Source organism: Pseudonocardia sp. TRM90224 (assembly GCF_021245725.1).
Lineage (GTDB): Bacteria > Actinomycetota > Actinomycetes > Mycobacteriales > Pseudonocardiaceae > Pseudonocardia.
This window is the reverse complement of record NZ_JAJGSX010000001.1, coordinates 375,222-394,734: the sequence shown is the minus strand read 5'-3', so window position 1 is coordinate 394,734 and position 19,513 is coordinate 375,222. Positions and strand designations below refer to the sequence as shown.

The window sequence follows — 19,513 nt, the reverse complement described above, 5'->3', positions numbered from 1 at the left end:
GGTGCTGGAGGTGCGGGAGCGGGCGCACGTGCGGCACGCCGGCGAGGTCGTGGTCGCCGCGCGAGGGTTGCGGAAGGCGTTCGGCTCCACGACCGTGCTCGACGGGGTGGACCTGGAGGTGCACCGCGGTGAGGTGGTCGCGCTTATCGGTCCGTCCGGCTCGGGCAAGACGACCGTGGCGCGGATGCTGAACCGGCTGGAGGTGCCCGACGCGGGCACGGTCGTCGTCGACGGCGAGCAGCTCGGGTACCGGCTCGACGGTGGCGAGCTGGTGCCGGCCGGTGGTCGTGAGCTGGCGCGGCAGCGACGGCACGTGGGGATGGTGTTCCAGCGGTTCAACCTGTTCCCGCACAAGACGGCGCTGGAGAACGTCCTGCTCGCGCCCGCCTACCTGCGGCTCGCCGACGCGGGGGAGCTGCGCGAGCGCGGGCTGGCGCTGCTGGAGCGGGTGGGGCTCGGCGAGCACGCGCACAAGTACCCCCACCAGCTCTCCGGTGGCCAGCAGCAGCGTGTCGCGATCGCGCGGGCGCTGGCCGTCGAGCCGTCGGTGATGCTGTTCGACGAACCCACCTCCGCGCTCGACCCCGAACTCGTCGGCGAGGTGCTGGCGGTGATGCGCAACCTCGCGTCCGAGGGCATGACGATGGTCGTCGTGACGCACGAGATGCGGTTCGTGCGGGAGGTGGCCGACTGGGTGGTGTTCATGGACAACGGCACCATCCGCCGCCAGGGTCGCCCGGAGGACATGTTCGTGGCGGGCGACGCGCGGATCGACCGGTTCTTCGCGGCGGTCAGCGGCTGATCAAGCAGCGTCGACAACGACGTTCTGGTCATTGTTAGCGCTCACAAACAGCCGAAACGTCGTTGTCGACGTGTTCTCTAGTCTGCCGGCGGTGCCGGGACCAGCACGATCGGGCACGTGGCGTGGTGGTTGCACCGGGCCGCGACGGACGCCGTCACCGCCGAGACGAGCGCGCCGTGCCTGGCGTTGCCCAGCACGAGCAGCTCGGCGCCCTCGGCAGCGGCCAGCAGCACCGCCGCGGGGTCGCCGGGCTCGACGGAGAAGTCCACCAGCGCCCCCGAGCCGTCCGGCAGTTCGGCGACGGCCGCCTCGAGCGAGCGTTCCGCGACCGCCGCCATCTGGTCGTCGGAGAGGTCGGTGACCTGCGTGTGCATCAGCGCGCCCGCGCCGAGCTCGGGCCCGGCGATCGACGGGACGGGCGGAGCCCACACGGCCACGGCGCGCACCCGGGAACCCGTCCGGCGGGCGTAGTCGACGGCCCAGGCCAGTGCGGCGTGCGCGTGCGGGGTGCCGTCGACGCCCACCACGACCCCGGCCTCGGTCCGCGGTGCGGTCGTGCTGGTCTCGTACCCGGCTGAGGTGATCATCGGTCGGCCTCCTTCGCCTTCCGGGAAACCCTCCGCTCAGATGTACCCGCGGACCGCCTCGATCATGCGTGCGCCTCGGGGGCGGTCCCGACCCAACCCGCGACGACCACGAGCCCCGTCGGGCGGTGGACGGCGATGAAGCCGAACGGGCGGTCGAAGCTCACCTCCACGAGTCGCATGCGGTGGGAGAACTCGGGCATCCCGCCGCCGATCATGCCGAACGCGCTCACCGCAGCCGCCTCGAACCCGGTGGCGGAGAACGCCACGACGATGTCCTGAGCACCCTTCTTGACGAACTGCGGGTGCTCGCTCATGTGCGGGAAATGGCCGAACGGGTCGATCTTCATCGCAGTGGTCAGGCCGAACAGTGTCGGCGGCGAGCACAGGTCGTGGCGGCTGCGCACCGTGAACGGCGGGACGTGGATGCCGAGGCGGTTCCACGGTGTGGTCGCCATGATCTCCCGCACCGAGATGCCATGGTCGGTGAACCCGTTCGGGAGGTCCTCGGCGGGGATGACGGTGCACGCGGGGCTCAACGCGGCGATGCCGGCACCGAGCACCGATCCGGCGGGTGCGTCCACCGCGCCGATGACGAGGTGCACGTCGAGATCGTCCTGACCGGCCACGATCACGCGGGTCGTGACCCCGTCCGGCTGCTTGATCACTGCGGTGCCGGCGAGCGCGCCGTAGCGGCTGAGGATCGGGATCTGCCGGTCCGCCCACGCCCCGGTGCCGGCCGCGTCGTGCAAGTCGTCGAACGGAATCGTCCACTTCGTCCGCGCGGCCAGCGCCGTCGCGAGCATCAGGTCGTCATTCGGTTCGATCTCCAGCGGGAACTTCTCGATCAACCCCCGGGTGTGCTCCGCGGCCCATGCGTCGAGGCGGCCCTGCGCCTCCGGCCCGCTCAGCCGGCCCACCACCCCGACGGGCAGACGCTTCGTCCAGCTCTCGAGGAGCGTGATGCGGTCGTGGACCCACAGGCCGAGGGCGGCCGACGTCGCCGATCCGGTGGCGAGGCATTCCAGCAGCGCGACCGCCGCCTCTTGCGCGGATTCCGCCGGCAGCCCGACCGCCTCGACGAGCTCGTCACGCGCGGGCCCGGCGGCCCCGGAGGCGAGCAGGGCGAGCAGCGGCCACACGCCGGCGCCGGACAGGACGAAGTCCGCGCCCTCGACGCGGCTCGCCCACCGGGTGGTGAGCGCGTTGGACGCACGGACCGCGTCGTCGAGCAATCCGCTGGTCCTGGCGTCCTGTTGCTGCATGTTCTGCCTCCGACCTGGGATGTGGATCGTGTCTCGTCGATGGTCGGCGGCGACGATTGCACCGGGCCTTCATCCGAGTGACAACGCAGGCCTCGTGCCCGCGAGTACCGTTGGTCGTAGTCCGGCGACGGGGGTGGGGAACATGCGCGAATCGACCCCGGCGGACCACAACCCCACGCAGACATACCGCGGCATACTTCTTGCCGGGCCGCCCGCGAGCGGCAAACGGACCGTTACGTTCGCCCTCACGAGCCTGCGGCGCAGCTACGCACCCTTCCCCGCGCTGACCGTCGGATCCGACACCCGTGTCGCAGCGGAGCGGACGACCCAGCGGCACCTGGACGAGCTGAAGGCGTGGGCGCAGGTGTTCCACGAGTTCACCAGCGACGGCGCCCGCTACGTCTACGACCGCGAGCGGCTCAACCGGATCCGGGAGCAAGGCCGGATCCCGGTCGCCTGCGTCGACGACATCGACGTCCTGCGCGCGTTCGAGCGTGAGGCCGACGACTGGCTGCAGGTGCTGCTGTGGTGCCCGCGCGAGGAGGCCGAGCGCCGCCTGGCCGCGACGGGCGTCGCGCCGGACCGCGCCGCGGTGCGCAGGTGGGACCGCTCGGAGAAAGGCCTGCTCGGGGACGTCCGACGGTTCACGGTGTCGATCCGCACCGATCGCTTGAACGCGGTGCAGGTGGCGCAGCTCGTCCATCACGCGGCGCAGTCCGCGGTAGCCGCGCCCGCTCCCGCCGGCTCACCCGTCGAGTGAACGCCGCCGCCTGGCGGCCGGGTGGGGTGGGTGTGAGGAAAGTCCGCCATGGCCCTCCGGGCTGCCATGAGGGATGAGAATCCGTGCTGGGGCTGGGGACCCGTGCGCACACAAGGGCAGGAAAGCCACTTTCAGGCCCTGTAGGGGCAGGAAAGTGGCTTTCCTGCCCTCCAATGCATCCGGGGGGGCAGGTGGCGAATTGCGCGGTCGGAAGTAATGTCCGGTCCTCGGCTGTCCGGCCGGAGAAATCACGCCTGCCGCGCTGGTGCAGCATCCGCAATGATGGTCTGGTTGAACCAGTGGAGATGAGCTACCCTGTCGATCGGCGATAGCGGTCCGCGACACGACAGATGCGCTGCGTGAGGTAGCTGAGGAATGCTCGAGGGTAGGACCGTGGCGGCCCGGCAGCGCAAGAACGGCAATCAGAGGGTCGTCCGGAGAGCGTTCAGCCTGATTTGCGCCGGAGCGCTGGTCGTCGTGTCGGCGGCCGCTTGCAGCCCGCCGGCCGACCCGACCGCCGGGACCGACGATCCGGAGCTCGCGGCCTTCCTGAAGGACTGCGACACCGCGATGGGGACGTGGCGCGACGGGCAGATCACCTACCCGTCGTCGATCGTGCTCGACGTCGGGGGAGCGACCTCCTACCGGGCAACCATCGACATCGGTCAGCAGCAGCCGGGCACACCGAAGGAGCTTCCGGGCAATCAGACCCGCACGGAGCCGGTCGTGGTTCGATGCGCGATCGCCGCACGACTGGTGCCCATCGGCACGCTGAAGGTCGAGCCTCCCGAGTGGGCCGTGCGAACCTTCACCCCGGCGGCGAAGGTGGACTGGTCATGGAAGGTGTCGACGGACCAGGCAAGAGATCTCCAGCTGCGGCTGGAGATCCAGCCCGCCATCAGCGGTGAGGGCGGTTTCACCTTTGTCGGGAGCAACGAGCCGCAGACGGTGAGCTATGTGACCGACGTCGTGGTGAACGCATCTCCTTTTCAGAAGATCAACCAGTACATCTCGGACAACACCGCGGCAGCATTGGGAATCGCTACGGCTCTGTTGGCCTTCTTCACCTTCGCCGGGACCATCAAGAAAGCCGTTCTGAAGCTTTTCGGGCGCTTGGACGACGGCGAAGAGGACGACGAAGAAAGCGAGAACGGCAACCCGGACACCGATGAGCCGCCGCAGAGCCCGAACCGGGCCTGACAGCCACCAGGGTGAGTGCCGCGGCCGTCAGAGACCCGCGACCTGCACCGATCCCGGCTCAGCCGGCGGGTCCGAGTCGATCCGCAGCGCCGTCATGATCCGCGCGAGGCCGATGTACTGGCCTGCGGTCAGGGCCAGCTCGACGATGAGTCGGGTGTCCAGCTCCGCGGCCAGTGCTGCGTAACGATCGTCGGGGACCTCACCGTCGCGGACCATGTCCGCCACGAACGCCAGCGCGGCCGTCTGCACGGCGCTGAAGCAGGGCGCATCGATGCGGCCGGCCTCCAGCGCCGCGATCTGCTCGTCCGTGGCGCCGCACGAGCGGGCGATTCCGACGTGCTGCTCCCACTCGTAGGCCGCCGCCAGCCGTCCGACCTGCAGGATCGCCAGCTCACGCAGCAACGGGTCGAGCGCGAGGTCGTTGAGCACGACCCCGCCGAACCGCAGCCACGGCACGAACGCCGACTCGGCGTTCGCCATCAGCCCGAAAACGTGCAACGGCGGCAACCGGCGCAGCGCGGACGCGACGTCGGGCGGGGCGGACTCGGGATCGACGTACGGGACACGGGCCATGGGATCGACCTTACGATCACGCTCGACTCCGCCGGTCGGGCGTGGCCGCAGGCGCCGAGTGCTGTGCGCCCGCCCGCCCGCCCCTACCCCGGCAAGGGCAGCAAAGCCACTTTCAGGCCCCCACAGGGCAGGAAAGTGGCTTTCCTGCCCTCCCTCAGGCCCGGCACCCACTCTTCCCCTGGCCTCACCGCGGCCGCGGATCAGTCGCCCAGGCTGCGACGCATCCGCCGCTCGCGCAGCTCGACCCCACCGGGGCCTCGGTCGAGCTGCGTGCGTCCGGTGTCGGTCCAGCCGTGGTGTTCGTAGAAGCGTGTGGCGCGGGTGTTGTTCTCGAGGATCCACAGGCCGGCGTGGGCGAACCCGCACGATCGGAGTCCGTCGAGCGCCGCGGCGTGGAGCCGGGTCCCGATACCGCGGCGCCAGACGTCGGGGTCGAGGTAGAGCGAGTAGAGGTCGCCGAGGGTGGGGTCGGCGCGGTCGGCCGCCACGAGCGGCGGTCCGGTCGCAGCGAACCCGACGATGCTCTCCCCCTCCGCAGCCACTACAGCGCTGACCCCCGGCGGCCGGGTGGTGAGCACGTCCGACCAGAGCTGCTCGCGGTCGGCGACGGCCAGGCCGGCGAGCACGTCGTCGGGGAGCAGCCCCCGGTAGGCGGCCCGCCACGACCGGACGAGCACGGTGGCGATCGCGTGCGCGTCGGCCGGCGTCGCGGCCCGCACCTCGGTCATGCTGCCGATGCTTCCACCCACGGCGCCGTGCAGCGATGAGTTCCGCCGCCCCGCGAGGTCAATCCCGGGTGGGGCCGAGACCCGTCGTCCCCGATGGAGAGGAGTCCGCCCATGGCGGTAGGGATCTTCGCGGGCATTCCGGTCCGCGACTGCAAGCGCGCTGTCGCGTGGTACACGAAGCTCCTCGGCAAGGAGCCGACCTTCTGGCCGCACGCCGCCGAAGCGGTGTGGCAGCTGGCCGACGACCGGTACGTCTACGTCATCGAAGATGCCGTTCGGGCCGGCGGCGGGGTCGGCATGATCTGGTTGGACGACCCGGCGGCCGAGGTCGACCGGATCGTCCAGCGCGGGCTGCAGCCCGTCGGCACGGAAGAGCACGGCAACGTCTGCAAGTGGGTCTTCCACGACGCCGACGGCAACGAGACGGGCATCGGGGGTGAGACCACGACCGCGTCCTGATGCCGTTGCCGCTCACCGGGCAGCGGCGAAATGGGCCAGCAGGGGCGCCGTGCCCGCCGGGCTGAGCAGCAGCTCACCCGCGGCGTCGGCGGCAAGCACGACGTCGGCCATGCGGTCGAGCATGCGGCGCTCGAACACCGCGATCGCCTCGTCGACGGTGCTGTGCTCCGGGGAGAAGAGGGCGTGGACCAGCTCGACGGCGTCCGGCAGGGCCATGTTCACGCCCTCCCCGCCGAAGGGCGGCATCACGTGGGCCGCGTCGCCGAGCAGGGTGAGCCCGGAATGCGGCAGCCACAGCTGGTGCGCCGGCATCCCGTAGAGCGGCCAATACGCGAAGTCGCCGTCGATCTCGTCGAGCACATCGAGGAGGTCGGCGCTCCATCCCGCGAACGTCTTGCGCAGCTGCTCGCGCACCGCGGCGGAGTCACCGAACCGCTCACCCTGCACGCGGGTGGGGTCCTCGGCGATGCGCACGGCGAAGTAGACGCGCACCGAACGGTCGGCGGCGCGCTGGGCCAGGATCGCCTTGTTGTCGCCCACCGCGTGCAGGATGCCTTCGCCGGTGTGCCGCTCGACGAACGATCCGCGGCGGCGATCGCGCAGGTCGCCGTGGATGAACGTGATGCCGCTGTAGGCCGGTTGCGCAGCGGTGACCAGCGCCCGGGCGGGCGAGCGGATGCCGTCGGCGGCGATGACGAGATCGGCGTCGAGGTGGGTGCCGTCGGCGAGGCCGACGCGGTGCCGGTCGCCTGCCAGCGGCGTGACGTCGACGACCTCGGCGCCCCAGGTGATCGTCTCCGGCGGCAGCGAGTCGATCAGCAGCTGCCGCAGCTGCACGCGGTCGATCTCCGGCCGGGACTCGCCCGCCGCCTCGTCGACGTCGATCCGGACCGTCCCGTCCGGGTCCATCAGGCACAGCCGCTGCCCAAGTGGCCTGGCCAGCTCGTCGAACCTCGCGCCGAGGCCCATCTCGCGCAGGGCCAGCTGGCCGCCCTGTTCACCGAGGTCGAGGCTGCCGCCCTGGGACCGGGCGAGTGGACCGGCATCGCGTTCGAGCACCCGCGGTGTGATGCCGCGCTGGTGCAGCAGGCGGGCGGTGGCGAGCCCGGCGGGCCCGCCGCCGAGGACGACGACGTCGGCAGCCTGCAAGGCCTGCTCGGCAGTGGTGAACTCGGTCATGGTTCGAACCTCTTTCGGCGGGTCAGATCTGGGCGAGGCCGCCGTCGACGACGATCTCGGAGCCGGTGATGTAGGAGGCGTGCTCGCCCGCGAGGAACACCACGGCGTGTGCCACGTCCTCGGGTGTGCCCCAACGGGCCATCGGGACGGTGCTGGTGACGTACTCGTCGATCGCCAGCTGCGTCGCGGGGTCGGACTGCGCGGTCAACGGCGTCGCGATGCAGCCGGGGGTGACGGCGTTGACCCGCACCCCTCGGGCGAGGACGTCCTCGTCCAGCGCGAGCGTGCGGACGAGGCTGCGCACCGCGGCCTTGCTGGCCGAGTAGAGCGGGTCGCCGGGGCGGCCCTTGGCCTCTGAGACCGAGCTGGTGACCACCACCGATCCGCCGCGGCGCAGCAGCGGCAGCAGTTCGACCACACCGAAGAACACGCTCTTGACGTTGGTGGCCATCACGAGGTCGAAGTCCAGCTCGCGGGTTTCGAGGATCGGCGGCGCGTCGGACCGACCGGCGTTGGCGAACAGCAGGTCGATCCCCTCGTAGCGGGCCCCGACCTGCTGGGCGAGCCGCTCGATACCGGCCACCGTCGACACGTCCGCGGCCACGGTGTGCACCGGACCGCTCCTGCCGATCCGGTCGGAGGCCGCCGCCAGCTTGTCGGGGTCGCGACCCACGATCACCAGCGCGTACCCGGCTGCCGCCAGCTCGGCCGCCGTGGCCAGGCCGATCCCGCTGCTTCCGCCGGTCACCACCGCGACCCGGCCGCTCCAGTTCTCCATGACGCCCACGGTAGCGCCACTCGCACACAAAAGTGAGTGACTCACCTTATTTAGTGAGACACGGCATGTACCTTGATGCGGTGGATGGCGATCACGCGCGCCTGAGCCTGCGCGAGCGCAAGAAGCTGATCACCCGGCAGGCGCTGATCGACACGGCTCAAGCGATGTTCGCGGAACGCGGGTTCGAGGGGGTCACCGTCGCCGAGATCGCCGACGCGGTGAACGTGGCCGCGAAGACCGTCTTCGTCTACTTCCCCACCAAGGAGGACCTGGTCTTCCACGGCGAGGACGAGGTGCTGCGTGCCCTGGTCGACCGCATCCGCGACCGACCCGCCGGCACCACCCCGCTCGACGCCGTCGTCGACATGCTCGGCCAGACCATGACCGACAGCCCGATCGGCGCGGTCACCGAGCTGGAACGCCTGCACCGCACCGTCAGCGGGAGCGCAGGGCTGCACGCCCGCCTGCGGCTGATGTGGGAACGCTTCGAGCTGGCCGTCGCCGCCGAGCTCGCGGACGAAACCGGTCGGCCACAACACGCGCCCGAGCCGCGCATCGCCGCCGCCCAGCTGGTGACGATCTACCGGACCATGGCCTCGCCCGAGGTGATGACGTACGTCCGCGCGCATCCGAAAGCCCACCGGCAGAGGGCTTTCAGCGACTGGTTGGCCGTCGCGCGGCACATGACCGGCAACGGCATCGCCAATTACGCCCGACGCGAGGACTGACCCATTGTGCGAGACCGCGTCCAGCACTTCGTGTTCCGCTTGCACTCACGGCCAGGGCGCGGCAAGGGTGGAAAGGCAGCCACCTACTGTTGTGTGATGCCCGGCAGAGCTCTCTTGTTCGTCGCCGCATTCCTCGTTGCCGTGGCCGGTTGCGCCGCTGCCCCGCCCGGCCGCCCCGACCCGACCCCGCCACCGTTCACGGCGGACGCGCAGCCGTCGGCAGGTCTGTACGTCGACCCCGACACACCGGCCGCACGGCAGGCGGCCGAATGGGAGTCGCAGGGCCGAATCGACGACGCGGCGAAGATGCGCAAGTTGGCCGCCCAGCCGATCCCGCGGTGGCTGACGAAGCCGACCAGCGACATCGGTGCGGACGTCGCGGACTACGTCCGGAAGGCGACGGCGGCCGGGCAGCGTCCCCTCTTCGTCGCGTACAACATCCCGGGTCGCGACTGCGGCAGCTTCTCGGGCGGGGGAGCGGACGATGGCGACGACTACCGCGAGTGGATCAAGGAGATCGCCGCGAACCTGGGCGACTCCCGGGCTCTGGTGATCGTCGAGCCCGATGCCGTACCGCACGAGTTGGACGGCTGCGTCGACGGGGACGAGCGGGCCGGCCTGCTGTCCCACGCCATCGAGGTCCTCAAGGGTGCGGGCGCGTCGGTGTACCTCGACGCCGGAAACCCCGGCTTCGTCCCGGACGTCGAGGAGCTGGCGGGGGCCCTGCGCAACAGCGGGGCGGCGAAAGCCGACGGGTTCAGCCTCAACGTCGCGAACTTCTACCCGACCGATGAGGTCACGCGCTACGGGACGGCGGTGTCGGCCGCGCTCGGCGGGGCGCACTTCGTCATCGACACCAGCCGCAACGGCAACGGGCGGGACGGCCGAGGCACGATCAACGGCGGGCCCGGCTGGTGCAACCCGCCAGGTCGGGCGATAGGACAGGTCCCGTCGTTCGAGACGGGCGAGCCGCTCGTCGACGCCTACCTGTGGATCAAGCGAGCGGGCGCGTCGGACGGTGAATGCAATCGCGGTGAGCCGGCTGCGGGCCAATGGTGGCCCGAGTACGCGCTCGGCCTGGTTTCAGCGGGATAGCAGAATTCACTGTCTGTATTCGAATGTGCGCTGCGGGTAACTGGTTCCTGTAATTGAATCCGGAAGCACTGTCCTCGGGGGACCGAGGCGCAAGCCCACCTGCATCGATATGCAAGGGTATTGCGGCTGGTGTCGGTAACCGACACGCACGCCGAGATCGCTCTTGGGGGGCGAAGGATGTTGCGAAACCGTTCGATGGGCGCGGTTCTTCTGATCGCAGCGGCGATGGTCGCGGGCTGCGGGGTCGGGGTGACGCCGCCATCGGTCACCGTGCCGGGGACGGGTTCGGCCGCACCGTCGGCGGACCAGGGGCCCGCCAAGCCGGTGCCGCTCCAGCGGGTCCCGATCACGATCGCCCCGGAGCTGATCGGCGCCGACGACCCGTTCGGCGGGCAACAGTTCGCCGAGGTGCCGCAGGGTTGGTCGATCTCGGTCTTCGCGCGGCTCAACGGGGCGCGGTTCCCGGCGTGGGCACCGGACGGCGCCTTGCTGGTGTCGTCCCCGAAGGAGGGTTCGGTCGTCCGGTTCACCGCGGACGGTCCGGGCGGCACGGCGCGGCAGTCGGTGCTGCTGCCGAACCTGAAGCAGCCGTTGGGATTGGCCTTCGCCGGCGACGTGCTGTACGTGGCGGAGAGCAACGCCATCCGCGCCTACGACTACGCCGGCGGGAAGGCGACCAACCCCCGCACGATCGCCGACGACCTTCCCGACGCGAAGAGCGGTGACCTCGGCGGCACCTACGCCCACGCGTTGAAGAACCTCGTCATCGGGCAGGACGGGTCGTTCTACTACTCGGTCGGGTCCACCACCAACATCTCGGTGGAGGACCGCGACGCGAACCCCGAGCGTGCGGTGATCATGAGGATCCCGCCCGGTGGGGGCAAGGCGGAGGTCTACGCCCGCGGCGTGCGCAACGGCACCGGGCTGGCGGTCGCGCCCGACGGGGCCGTGTGGACGGCCGTCAACCACCGCGACAACATCCTCTACCCGTTCGACAAGCCCTTCGGCAGCGCCGCTTCGTCGTCGCGGGGCCAGGTCGTCGAGGAGTACGTGCGCGACCACCCTGCCGAGCAGCTGGCAAAGCTCACACCCGGCCGCGACCTCGGATGGCCGTACTGCAACTCGGACCCGGACGTGGAACCGGGTGAGGCCGGCACCGCCTTCGACTTCACGACCCCGGCGTTCACCCCGGACGTCGAGTTCAACGCCGATGGCAAGAAGTTCGACTGTGCCGCGCTCCCCGTCTCGGAGCAGAGCATGCCGGCCCACTCGGCGCCGCTGGGCATGGACTTCGGCACCCTGCCCGCCCCATTCGGGGAGGGCGCGGTGGTCGGCCTGCACGGCTCCTGGAACGCGACTCCGCCAAGGGCGCCCGAGGTGTCCTTCTTCCCATACGCCAATGGCAACCTCGGCCCGCAGCAGACGATCGTCGGTGGTTTCCAGAACGCTGACGGCTCGCGCTGGGGCGGGCGACCCGTCGCCGCGGCGGTCGGACCGGACAAGATCCTGTACGTCTTCGACGACACCGCCAACGCCATCTACCGGGTCACGCCGCCCTGATCGGTGGCTCGCACGCGAGGGCTCAGCCGGGGGACGAGGACGACCTTGCCGAGGTTCGCGCGAGCCTCGATCAGCTGATGCGCCTGCCCTGCCTGCTCCAGCGGCAGCGGCACCGTCGCCGGGCGGAGCTCGCCGCTGCGCAGCAGCGCCCATAGCCGTTCCCGCTGCGCGTCGTAGACGCCGCGGTGCCGCCGGACGAACGGGGCCATCGAGAACCCGATGACCGAGACGGCGCGCATCCGCAGGTCGACGACGTCGACCAGGCCGCCGCCGCTGAACTCCACCAGCCGGCCCAGCGGCGCGACCGCGCGCAACGCCGCTGCCAGCACGGCGTCGCCGACACCGTCGAGCACGACGTCGACCGGCTCACCCCAGCCGGCGGGTTCGTCGTAGACCACAACCTCGTCCGCGCCGAGCCCGCCCACGAAATCCGCCTTGGCCGCCGAACCGATCGCGCCGACCACCCTGTGCGCACCGAGGACGCGGGCGAGCTGGACCGCGAGGTGACCCACCCCGCCCGCCGCGCCCGTGACCAGCACCTTTCCCCTGGCTGGATCGTCGCCGCACGCAGGGCCCCGAGCGCGACCTGTCCGTTGCGGACGACCGCCACGGCCGCCGCCGCGTCGATGTCGTCGGGCACGACCGTGGCGAACGCGGCAGACAGCACGGCGAACTCGGCGTATGCGCCGGCCCCAGCGGCGGCCCCTGCTGACCAGCTGACCCGGGGTTGGGGAGGGCAGGAAAGCCACTTTCCTGCCCTGTGAGGGCCGGAAAGTGGCTTTCCTGCCCTCGCGTGCGGAACGCACGCAACTCGGCCAGCGTCACGCCCGCCAGGACGAACGGACGTGATCCGCGGCGAGTCGATACTTTCGGACGACGAAGTCGGCGCTTCCGCCTACCGATGCCCGATACGGCGTCGGCCGAGGCCTTCTACCGTCAAGATCATGAAGGTCGTTCTCGGTTTCGTCAGTTTCCTGCTGGTCGTCGGCGGGCTGCAGGGCCTCGTCCATGAGCTGTTCGGCGTGTGGATCCCGTTCATGGGCTTCACGAGGTTCGTGTACGTCGACGGCTACGAGATCTACATCAGCCTCGCCCTCCTGGTACTGGGTATTGCCGCGGCCGTAGCCGCGAACAGGGCCTCGACGGACTGACGCCGACCGACCAGCTGCAGGGGCGCCGAGTGGAGCGACGAACAGGAGCCCGGAACGGGAGGCGAAGCGACGAACGAGAGCCCGGAACGCGAGGCGAAGCGACGAACGAGAGCCCGGAACGGGAGGCGAAGCGACGAACGAGAGCCCGGAACGGGAGGCGAAGCGACGAACGAGAGCCCGGAACGGGAGGCGAAGCGAGGAGCAAGAGCCCGGAACGGGGGCGAAGCGACGAACGAGAGCCCGGAACGGGAGGCGAAGCGACGAACGAGAGCCCGGAACGGGAGGCGAAGCGACGAGCAAGAGCCCGGAACGGGAGGCGAAGCGACGAACAAGAGCCCAGAACGGGAGGCGAAGCGACGAACAAGAGCTTGGAAGGGGGGTCCGGGGGGCGAAGCCCCTCCGGCAGGGGGTCTGGGGGCTCGGCCCCCAGAAGACACATCACGAGATGAAGGCTCGCGCCCTCCGCGAGCACACCTCACCCAATCGAGTGCCCCCGGCAGGATTCGAACCTGCGACACACGGTTTAGGAAACCGATGCTCTATCCCCTGAGCTACGAGGGCGTTGCACAGGATCCTAGGCCATGGCCGCGAGCCGTTTGCGGTCCGGCACTGGTGAGCCACGAGCTCACCAGCCGCCCCCGTTGGAGACGATCACCTGTCCCGTCACCCAGCCCGCGTCGGGCCCGGTGAGCCAGGAGATGAGCTTCGCGGCGTCGTCCGGGTGGCCCCAGCGGCCCATCGGTGCGTGCTCGATGACAGCGCGGGTGGTCTCTTCGTCGGCGTAGCCGGTGTCGGTGGCGCCCGGGTCGACGGTGTTGACGGTGATGTTCCGCGGCGCGAGGTGATGGGCGAGGCTCAGCGTCAGCTGGTGCAGTGCGCCCTTGGACGCGATGTAGGGCAGCTCGGCCGGCATCGGGCCGCGGTGCTGGCCCGAGGTCATCATGATCACCCGGCCGGGACGCTCGTCGTCGTGCTGCCGCGCGAACTCCTTGACCAGCAGCAACGTCGCACGGGTGTTGACGGCGTAGGTGAGGTCGACCTCGTCGGCGGTGAGAGCTTCGAGGGTCTGGATGCCGCTGCGGGCGTGGTTGGCGACGAGGATGTCGATGTGGCCGAACGCCGCGACCGCCGCGTCGATCACCGTGGCCGGCGCCGAAGGCTCCGCGAAGTCGGCGGCGAGCTGCTCGACGCGCACGCCGGTCGCAACCAGCTCGTCGACGATGCTCTGCGCGCCGCCGCGGTCGGCACCCCACGGCTGCTCGGCGTCGTGCGGCTCCCAGTGGTGCAGGAACACGTCCACGCCTGCGCCGGTGAACCGGCGGGCGACCGCCGCGCCGATCCCGATCCGGCGGCTCACCCCGGTGATCACGGCGACCCGGCGCCCGTTGCTCTGCGACATGCGCACACCGTTGCAGCGCCGTGTGCGCGCCGCAGCCCGAAGTCGGCTGCTGGCATGCTGATTGCGTGGCCAACCAGGTGCGGGCGAGCGGCAAGCGGCGGATCGTGCTTGCCGTCGAGGTGGTGGCGTTGGTGGTGATCGCGTGGCTGGTCAAGCTCGCGATGGTCGCCGCGCTCTCCGACGGCGGCGCCGTCGACCTCGGTCCGCTGCAGCTGCGCCTCACCTACAACACCGGAGTCGCCTTCAGCCTCGGGCAGGGCCTGCCCGACGGGGTGGTGCTCGCCGGAACGGCGCTGGTGACGCTCGTGCTCGCCGGATACGCGTGGGTGTCGGCGGCGTCCATCCCGTGGCCGGGGCTCGTCGGCCTCGGAGGGATCCTCGCCGGCGCGCTGACCAACCTGCTCAGCCGCGCCGTCGACGGCGCTGTCGCCGACTACTTCCACACGGGCTGGTTCCCGACCTTCAACCTGCCCGACACCCTGATCACTGTCGGCGCGGTGCTCGTGGTGCTCGCCGCGCTCCGGCCCACGGCGAAGGTGGAGGACGGGAGCGCCGCATGACGACCCAGAAGGCGAAGCGGTTCACGACCGTGCTGGTCACGGGCCCGCGCAAGGGCGTGTTCGTCCCCGCGCCGTTCGACCCGGACGCCGCCTGGGGGAAGAAGGCGGTCCACCACATCACCGGCACCGTCAACGGGATGCCGGTGCGCGGTCCGATGGAACCGCTCGACAGCGGCTACGGCGTGGTGCTCGGTGCGGCGTGGCGCCGCGACTGCGGTCTCGCAGCCGGCGACAGCGTCGACGTCGAGCTCGCCCCGGAGGGCCCGCAGCGGGCCGACCTCGCCGCCGACCTCGCCGCCGCCTTTGACGCGAACCCTGCCGCCGGCGCTGCCTTCGACGCGCTCGCGACCTTCTACCGCAAGAAGTTCCTCAAGTGGATCGACGCGACCACCCGCCGCCCCGCCGACCGCGCACAGCGGATCGCCGAGGTCGTCGCCCTCCTCGAAGCCGGCGAGAAGGAACGGCCTTAAACCTCGCAGACGAAGATGCAGTTCTGCGGGCGCGGCGAGTCCAGCAGCCGCACGCGCCCGAACCCGGCCTCGGCGAGCATCTCGCCCGCCAGCTCGGTGCCCCACACCGCGCCGAGCGCCGCACCGCCGTCGGCGAGCGAGGCGGGCACGCAGAACAGCGTGCTGATGGAGTAGATCATCGGCGCGTGCGGGTTGCCGATGTTCCGGGCGACGTCACGGGAGAACTTCGTCTCGACCATCATGAACACCCCACCCGGCGCGAGCGCCTCGCGCACCTTGCGCAGCACGACGTCGGGGGAGTGCTGGTCGTGGATCGCGTCGAACGCCATGATCACGTCGAACGCCGGCTCCCGCGGCAGCTCAGCGGCGTCCCCCTGGGCGAAGCTCGCGTTCGGCAGCCCGATCCTGGCGCGTTCCGCCTCCGCGAACGCAACCGCATCGGCCGCGATGTCCACGCCGACGAACTCCGAGCGCGGGAACGCCTCGGCCAGCAGGTTGATCGCAAGACCGCTGCCGCACCCGAGATCGAGCACCCGCGCCCCCTCGGCCAACCGCTCGGTCAGCCCCGGGACCGCACCGACGAACCCGTCGAGGAGCTTCTCGGGGTAGATGTAGCGCCACGTCGCCCCGAGTGAATCGCCGGCCACCGCCGCGTACTCGCCGAACGGGACCCCGCCGCCGTCCCGGAAACACCGCTCCACCTGCGGCATGATCGTGCTGAGGGTCTGCAACGTCTCCGTGACGGGTCCGACGTTGCTCGCGCGCTCGCCCGTGAGGAACACGGCGTGCTCGGCGGGCAGCGAGTAGCGGCCACCCGGTTCGTCGTACTCCATGATCCCGCCGGTCACCATCGCGCCGAGCCACTCGCGCACGTACCGCTCGGTCAAGCCGGCGCGCTCAGCCAGCTCTGCGCACGTCACCGGCGCTTGCGCAGCAGCCACGAACAGCCCGGTCCGGTGACCGATCCCGATCAGCATGGTCAGGGTGTGCCCGGTCAGCATCCCGAGCAGTTGCGCGCCGAACGCGCGAGAGCGGTCGTCGTCCACCGGCTCGATTGTGCCCACGATGGTGTGGCGGCGCGCTGCCGACGCACCTCCGATACGGGAATAGTGTCGACGCCATGACGCACAACCCCAGCGTGGCGCTCCTCGGCGCCGGGATCATGGGTGCCGCCATGGGGCGCAACATCCTCGCTGCCGGGCACGAGCTGCGGGTCTGGAACCGGACCGCGGAGAAGGCGCGCCCGCTCGCCGACGGCGGGGCCGTGCTGGCCGCCGACCCGGCCGACGCGGTGCGCGGCGCCGACGTCGTCATCACGATGCTGGGCGACGCGAGCCACGTGCTCGCCGTGATGGAACGAGCCGCCGACGGCCTCGCCGCCGGGCAGGTGTGGGCGCAGATGACCACCGCCGGCATCGAGCAGGACCAGGCGCTCGCATTCGCCGCCGCGCACGGCACGCACTTCGTCGACGCCCCCGTTTCCGGCACTCGCCAGCCCGCCGAGCAGGGCCAACTGCTCGTGCTCGCGGCCGGCTCGCCCGAAGCCCGGACGATCGTCCAGCCCGTCTTCGACGCCGTAGGCAGGGCGACCAGGTGGGTCGCCGACGACGCCGCCGACCTTCCGGCGAGCCGGCTCAAGCTCGTCCTCAACAGCTGGGTGCTCGCCGTGACAGCGGGCGCGGCGGAGGCGGTCGCACTCGCCCGCGGCCTCGGCGTCGACCCGAAGGCGTTCCTCGACGTCGTCAGCGGCGGCCCGCTCGACCAGCCCTACCTGCGGGCCAAGGCGGCAGCGATCCTGGCGGAGGAATGGACGCCCGCCTTCTCCGTCGCGAACGCCGCCAAGGACGCCGACCTCATCGCCGCAGCGGCCGCCGATGCGGGCCTGCGGCTCGACGTCGCGGCCGCGGCCGGCGCGCGGATGCGGCGCGCGGTCGAAGCCGGCCACGGCGACGCCGACATGGCGGCCAACTACCTCGTGTCATTCGAACAGTGAGAGACCACATGCGCTCCCTCGGCAACTCTCAGGTGCATCTCAGACCCGGCGGTCAGACTGGCCGCATGCGCATCCTTGTAGTCGACGACGACCGTGCCGTGCGCGAGTCACTGCGCCGCTCGCTCGCGTTCAACGGCTACCAGGTCGAGCTCGCCAACGACGGACAAGCCGGCCTCGACGCCGTCGCTGCCCAGCGCCCCGACGCGCTGGTGCTCGACGTCATGATGCCGCGGCTCGACGGCCTCGAAGTGTGCCGCCGCCTCCGCAGCGGCGGCGACGACCTGCCCATCCTCGTGCTCACCGCACGCGACGCCGTCTCCGACCGGGTCGCGGGCCTCGACGCGGGCGCCGACGACTACCTACCGAAGCCGTTCGCGCTGGAGGAACTGCTCGCCCGGCTGCGCGCACTGCTGCGCCGCCGCACCCCCGACGAGATCGCCGCCGCGGCCGGCCAAAGCAAGCCGCTGGAGTTCGCCGACCTGAGCCTCGACCCCGAGACCAGGGACGTGCGGCGTGGCGAGCGCCCGATAAGCCTCACCCGCACCGAGTTCTCCCTGCTCGAGCTGCTGCTCTCGCACCCCCGCCGCGTTCTGACCCGCGCGCAGATCCTCGAACAGGTCTGGGGCTACGACTTCCCGACCACCGGCAACGCGCTGGAGGTATACATCGGCTACCTCCGCCGCAAGACCGAGCAGGAGGGCGAGCTGCGGCTGATCCACACCGTCCGCGGCGTCGGGTACGTGCTGCGCGACACCCCGCCGTGACCTCGAAACCGATGTCTCGCCCGACGTCGGGGCCGTCGCGCCGGCCCGACGGCTCGACCCCGCGCATCGAGGCCCTGGACAACTTCTCGCTGCGCTCACGCATCGGGATCCTCGCCGCGCTGGTCGCGGGCCTCGCCGTGGTGCTCGTCTCGGCGGCCGCGTTCATCACCGTGCGGGTCAACATCATGCAGTCGCTCGACGACAACCTGCTGCAACGTGCCACCGCGCTGGCCGAGAGCGACCTCGAACCACAGGAGCTCGTCGCCTACCCGACGGAGCTGTCCGGCGCCGCCGACATCCGCCTCGGTCTGCTCAGCTCCGATTCCGGCAACGGGAGGGTCGCCCTCTACTCGGCGGCGAACCAGGACTCCGCTCCGCCGGTCGGCGCGCCGGAGCTCGCCGTCGCGTACGGGCAGGAGGAGCCGTCGGTGCGCACCGAGTCCCTCGGCACCGTCGCCTACCGCGTCGTCGCCGTGCCGGCCGGCCGCGGACAGGCACTCGTGATCGCCCAGAAGCTCGACGCCACCCAGCAGGTCTTCACCAAGCTCGGCGTCGCCCTGCCGATCGTCGGCGGGATCGGCGTGGTCCTCGCCGCGTTCGCCGGTGTCGCAGTTGCCAGGGCCGGCCTCCGGCCCGTCGACCGGCTGACAGCAGCGACGGAACGGGTGACCGCAACCGGCGACCTGCAGCCGATCCCCGTCGACGGCACCGACGAGCTCGCCCGCCTCACCAGGAGCTTCAACGAGATGCTCGGGGCGCTCGCCGCCTCGCAGGAACAGCAGCGGCGGCTGGTCGCCGACGCGGGACACGAGCTGCGCACACCGCTGACGTCGATGCGCACCAACCTCGAACTGCTCGCCGCCGCGAGCAAACCCGGGGCACGGACGTTGCCGGAGACCGACCGCGCGGAGATCCTCGAGGACGTGCAAGCCCAAGTCGCCGAGCTGTCCACGCTGGTGGGCGACCTCGTCGAGCTCGCCCGCGACGATCCGCCGCTCGTCGTGCACGAACCCGTCGAGCTGATCGACGTGGTGCTGCGCGCACTGGAACGCGCCCGCCGCCGGGCGGGCGACACCGAGTTCGTGCCCACACTGGTGCCGTGGACGCTGTTCGGCGACGCCACCGCGCTCGAACGCGCGGTGCTGAACCTGCTCGACAACGCCGCGAAGTGGAGCCCGCCCGGCGCCTCCGTGCGGGTGCAGATGCGCCAGCTCGACGAGTGGTCGCTGATCATCGAGGTCGCCGACGCCGGCCCCGGCATCGCCGAGGAGGACCTCCCGCGTGTCTTCGACCGCTTCTACCGCGCCGACACATCACGGACAATGCCGGGATCGGGGCTCGGGCTGGCGATCGTGCGACAGGTGGCAGTGCGGCACGGCGGCGCGGTGTGGGCGGGTCGGGCCCCCGAGGGCGGGGCGTTGCTCGTGCTGAGGTTGCCGGGTCGGCGGCCGACGACCTGAGTCGC

The 19,513-nt window shown here is 71.1% G+C and carries 22 protein-coding genes and 1 tRNA gene; 13 read left to right on the top strand and 10 right to left on the bottom strand.

Features of this window, described 5'->3' with window-relative positions; genetic code table 11:
* The first annotated feature begins 28 nt into the window (after nucleotides 1-28).
* Nucleotides 29-802, top strand: coding sequence for an amino acid ABC transporter ATP-binding protein (locus LL648_RS01670; protein ID WP_308190235.1), 774 nt, complete (start codon nucleotides 29-31; stop codon nucleotides 800-802).
* A 77-nt stretch (nucleotides 803-879) separates the two neighbouring features.
* On the opposite strand, the gene LL648_RS01665 is transcribed toward LL648_RS01670, so the two are convergent.
* Nucleotides 880-1,389 carry a universal stress protein gene (locus tag LL648_RS01665; protein WP_232660558.1) on the bottom strand — a complete coding sequence of 170 codons (510 nt, stop codon included), beginning with the start codon at nucleotides 1,387-1,389 and terminating at the stop codon, nucleotides 880-882.
* A gap of 62 nt (nucleotides 1,390-1,451) precedes the next feature.
* The gene (locus tag LL648_RS01660; protein WP_232660557.1) at nucleotides 1,452-2,651 is read right to left on the bottom strand and encodes a serpin family protein; all 1,200 of its coding nucleotides are present in this window, start codon (nucleotides 2,649-2,651) and stop codon (nucleotides 1,452-1,454) included.
* 142 nt (nucleotides 2,652-2,793) lie between these two features.
* Between LL648_RS01660 and LL648_RS01655 the strand changes: the two genes are divergently transcribed.
* Together LL648_RS01655 and LL648_RS01650 are read left to right on the top strand one after the other, a co-directional pair.
* Nucleotides 2,794-3,411: a hypothetical protein gene (locus LL648_RS01655; protein ID WP_232660556.1), complete on the top strand. Its 618-nt coding sequence runs from the start codon at nucleotides 2,794-2,796 to the stop codon at nucleotides 3,409-3,411.
* 393 nt (nucleotides 3,412-3,804) lie between these two features.
* A complete protein-coding gene (locus LL648_RS01650) occupies nucleotides 3,805-4,611 on the top strand; it encodes a hypothetical protein (protein ID WP_232660555.1) in 807 nt (268 codons plus the stop codon).
* Between the two features lie 27 nt (nucleotides 4,612-4,638).
* Here the strand turns inward: LL648_RS01650 and LL648_RS01645 are convergent, their stop codons facing one another.
* Entirely contained in the window at nucleotides 4,639-5,184 is a 546-nt protein-coding gene (locus LL648_RS01645) for a carboxymuconolactone decarboxylase family protein (RefSeq protein ID WP_232660554.1), read from the bottom strand.
* A gap of 200 nt (nucleotides 5,185-5,384) precedes the next feature.
* On the bottom strand, nucleotides 5,385-5,912 hold the full coding sequence (locus LL648_RS01640; protein WP_232660553.1) for a GNAT family N-acetyltransferase: 528 nt from the start codon (nucleotides 5,910-5,912) through the stop codon (nucleotides 5,385-5,387).
* 111 nt (nucleotides 5,913-6,023) lie between these two features.
* Here LL648_RS01640 and LL648_RS01635 point away from each other — a divergent pair, with 111 nt between their 5' ends.
* Nucleotides 6,024-6,371, top strand: coding sequence for a VOC family protein (locus LL648_RS01635; protein WP_232660552.1), 348 nt, complete (start codon nucleotides 6,024-6,026; stop codon nucleotides 6,369-6,371).
* Nucleotides 6,372-6,383: 12 nt separating this feature from the next.
* Here LL648_RS01635 and LL648_RS01630 read toward each other — a convergent pair whose 3' ends face one another.
* Nucleotides 6,384-7,550, bottom strand: a complete 1,167-nt coding sequence (locus LL648_RS01630) for an FAD-dependent oxidoreductase (RefSeq protein WP_232660551.1) — start codon at nucleotides 7,548-7,550, stop codon at nucleotides 6,384-6,386.
* 22 nt (nucleotides 7,551-7,572) lie between these two features.
* Nucleotides 7,573-8,328 (bottom strand): SDR family NAD(P)-dependent oxidoreductase, encoded by a 756-nt coding sequence (locus LL648_RS01625; RefSeq protein WP_232660550.1) that lies wholly within the window; start codon nucleotides 8,326-8,328, stop codon nucleotides 7,573-7,575.
* 80 nt (nucleotides 8,329-8,408) lie between these two features.
* On the opposite strand from LL648_RS01625, the gene LL648_RS01620 reads away from it, so the two are divergent.
* The 3 genes from LL648_RS01620 to LL648_RS01610 all read left to right on the top strand — a co-directional run bounded on the left by LL648_RS01620 (nucleotide 8,409) and on the right by LL648_RS01610 (nucleotide 11,711).
* Nucleotides 8,409-9,056: a TetR/AcrR family transcriptional regulator gene (locus LL648_RS01620; RefSeq protein ID WP_232660549.1), complete on the top strand. Its 648-nt coding sequence runs from the start codon at nucleotides 8,409-8,411 to the stop codon at nucleotides 9,054-9,056.
* A gap of 96 nt (nucleotides 9,057-9,152) precedes the next feature.
* The gene (locus LL648_RS01615; RefSeq protein ID WP_232660548.1) at nucleotides 9,153-10,151 is read left to right on the top strand and encodes a glycoside hydrolase family 6 protein; all 999 of its coding nucleotides are present in this window, start codon (nucleotides 9,153-9,155) and stop codon (nucleotides 10,149-10,151) included.
* A gap of 195 nt (nucleotides 10,152-10,346) precedes the next feature.
* A complete protein-coding gene (locus LL648_RS01610) occupies nucleotides 10,347-11,711 on the top strand; it encodes a PQQ-dependent sugar dehydrogenase (protein WP_232660547.1) in 1,365 nt (454 codons plus the stop codon).
* On the opposite strand, the gene LL648_RS01605 is transcribed toward LL648_RS01610, so the two are convergent.
* On the bottom strand, nucleotides 11,690-12,250 hold the full coding sequence (locus LL648_RS01605; RefSeq protein WP_232660546.1) for a zinc-binding dehydrogenase: 561 nt from the start codon (nucleotides 12,248-12,250) through the stop codon (nucleotides 11,690-11,692). The two genes, LL648_RS01610 and LL648_RS01605, sit on opposite strands and share 22 nt — an antisense overlap.
* A gap of 405 nt (nucleotides 12,251-12,655) precedes the next feature.
* On the opposite strand from LL648_RS01605, the gene LL648_RS01600 reads away from it, so the two are divergent.
* Nucleotides 12,656-12,862 (top strand): hypothetical protein, encoded by a 207-nt coding sequence (locus tag LL648_RS01600; protein WP_232660545.1) that lies wholly within the window; start codon nucleotides 12,656-12,658, stop codon nucleotides 12,860-12,862.
* Between the two features lie 488 nt (nucleotides 12,863-13,350).
* On the opposite strand, the gene LL648_RS01595 is transcribed toward LL648_RS01600, so the two are convergent.
* Nucleotides 13,351-13,423: transfer RNA gene (locus tag LL648_RS01595), tRNA-Arg, on the bottom strand.
* A 64-nt stretch (nucleotides 13,424-13,487) separates the two neighbouring features.
* Nucleotides 13,488-14,261, bottom strand: a complete 774-nt coding sequence (locus LL648_RS01590) for an SDR family oxidoreductase (protein WP_232660544.1) — start codon at nucleotides 14,259-14,261, stop codon at nucleotides 13,488-13,490.
* A 65-nt stretch (nucleotides 14,262-14,326) separates the two neighbouring features.
* Here LL648_RS01590 and lspA point away from each other — a divergent pair, with 65 nt between their 5' ends.
* Both lspA and LL648_RS01580 read left to right on the top strand, forming a co-directional pair.
* Entirely contained in the window at nucleotides 14,327-14,821 is a 495-nt protein-coding gene (gene lspA, locus LL648_RS01585) for a signal peptidase II (protein WP_232660543.1), read from the top strand.
* Entirely contained in the window at nucleotides 14,818-15,291 is a 474-nt protein-coding gene (locus tag LL648_RS01580; protein WP_232660542.1) for a DUF1905 domain-containing protein, read from the top strand. Before lspA ends, LL648_RS01580 begins: the two co-directional genes overlap by 4 nt.
* Here the strand turns inward: LL648_RS01580 and LL648_RS01575 are convergent.
* Nucleotides 15,288-16,337: a class I SAM-dependent methyltransferase gene (locus tag LL648_RS01575; protein WP_232660541.1), complete on the bottom strand. Its 1,050-nt coding sequence runs from the start codon at nucleotides 16,335-16,337 to the stop codon at nucleotides 15,288-15,290. The genes LL648_RS01580 and LL648_RS01575 overlap by 4 nt on opposite strands.
* A 74-nt stretch (nucleotides 16,338-16,411) precedes the next feature.
* Here LL648_RS01575 and LL648_RS01570 point away from each other — a divergent pair, with 74 nt between their 5' ends.
* The 3 genes from LL648_RS01570 (at nucleotide 16,412) to LL648_RS01560 (ending at nucleotide 19,508) form a co-directional block, all read left to right on the top strand.
* On the top strand, nucleotides 16,412-17,284 hold the full coding sequence (locus tag LL648_RS01570; RefSeq protein WP_232660540.1) for an NAD(P)-dependent oxidoreductase: 873 nt from the start codon (nucleotides 16,412-16,414) through the stop codon (nucleotides 17,282-17,284).
* A gap of 65 nt (nucleotides 17,285-17,349) precedes the next feature.
* On the top strand, nucleotides 17,350-18,048 hold the full coding sequence (locus LL648_RS01565) for a response regulator transcription factor (protein WP_232660539.1): 699 nt from the start codon (nucleotides 17,350-17,352) through the stop codon (nucleotides 18,046-18,048).
* An 11-nt stretch (nucleotides 18,049-18,059) separates the two neighbouring features.
* Nucleotides 18,060-19,508, top strand: a complete 1,449-nt coding sequence (locus tag LL648_RS01560) for a sensor histidine kinase (RefSeq protein ID WP_232660538.1) — start codon at nucleotides 18,060-18,062, stop codon at nucleotides 19,506-19,508.
* Nucleotides 19,509-19,513: the final 5 nt, after the last annotated feature.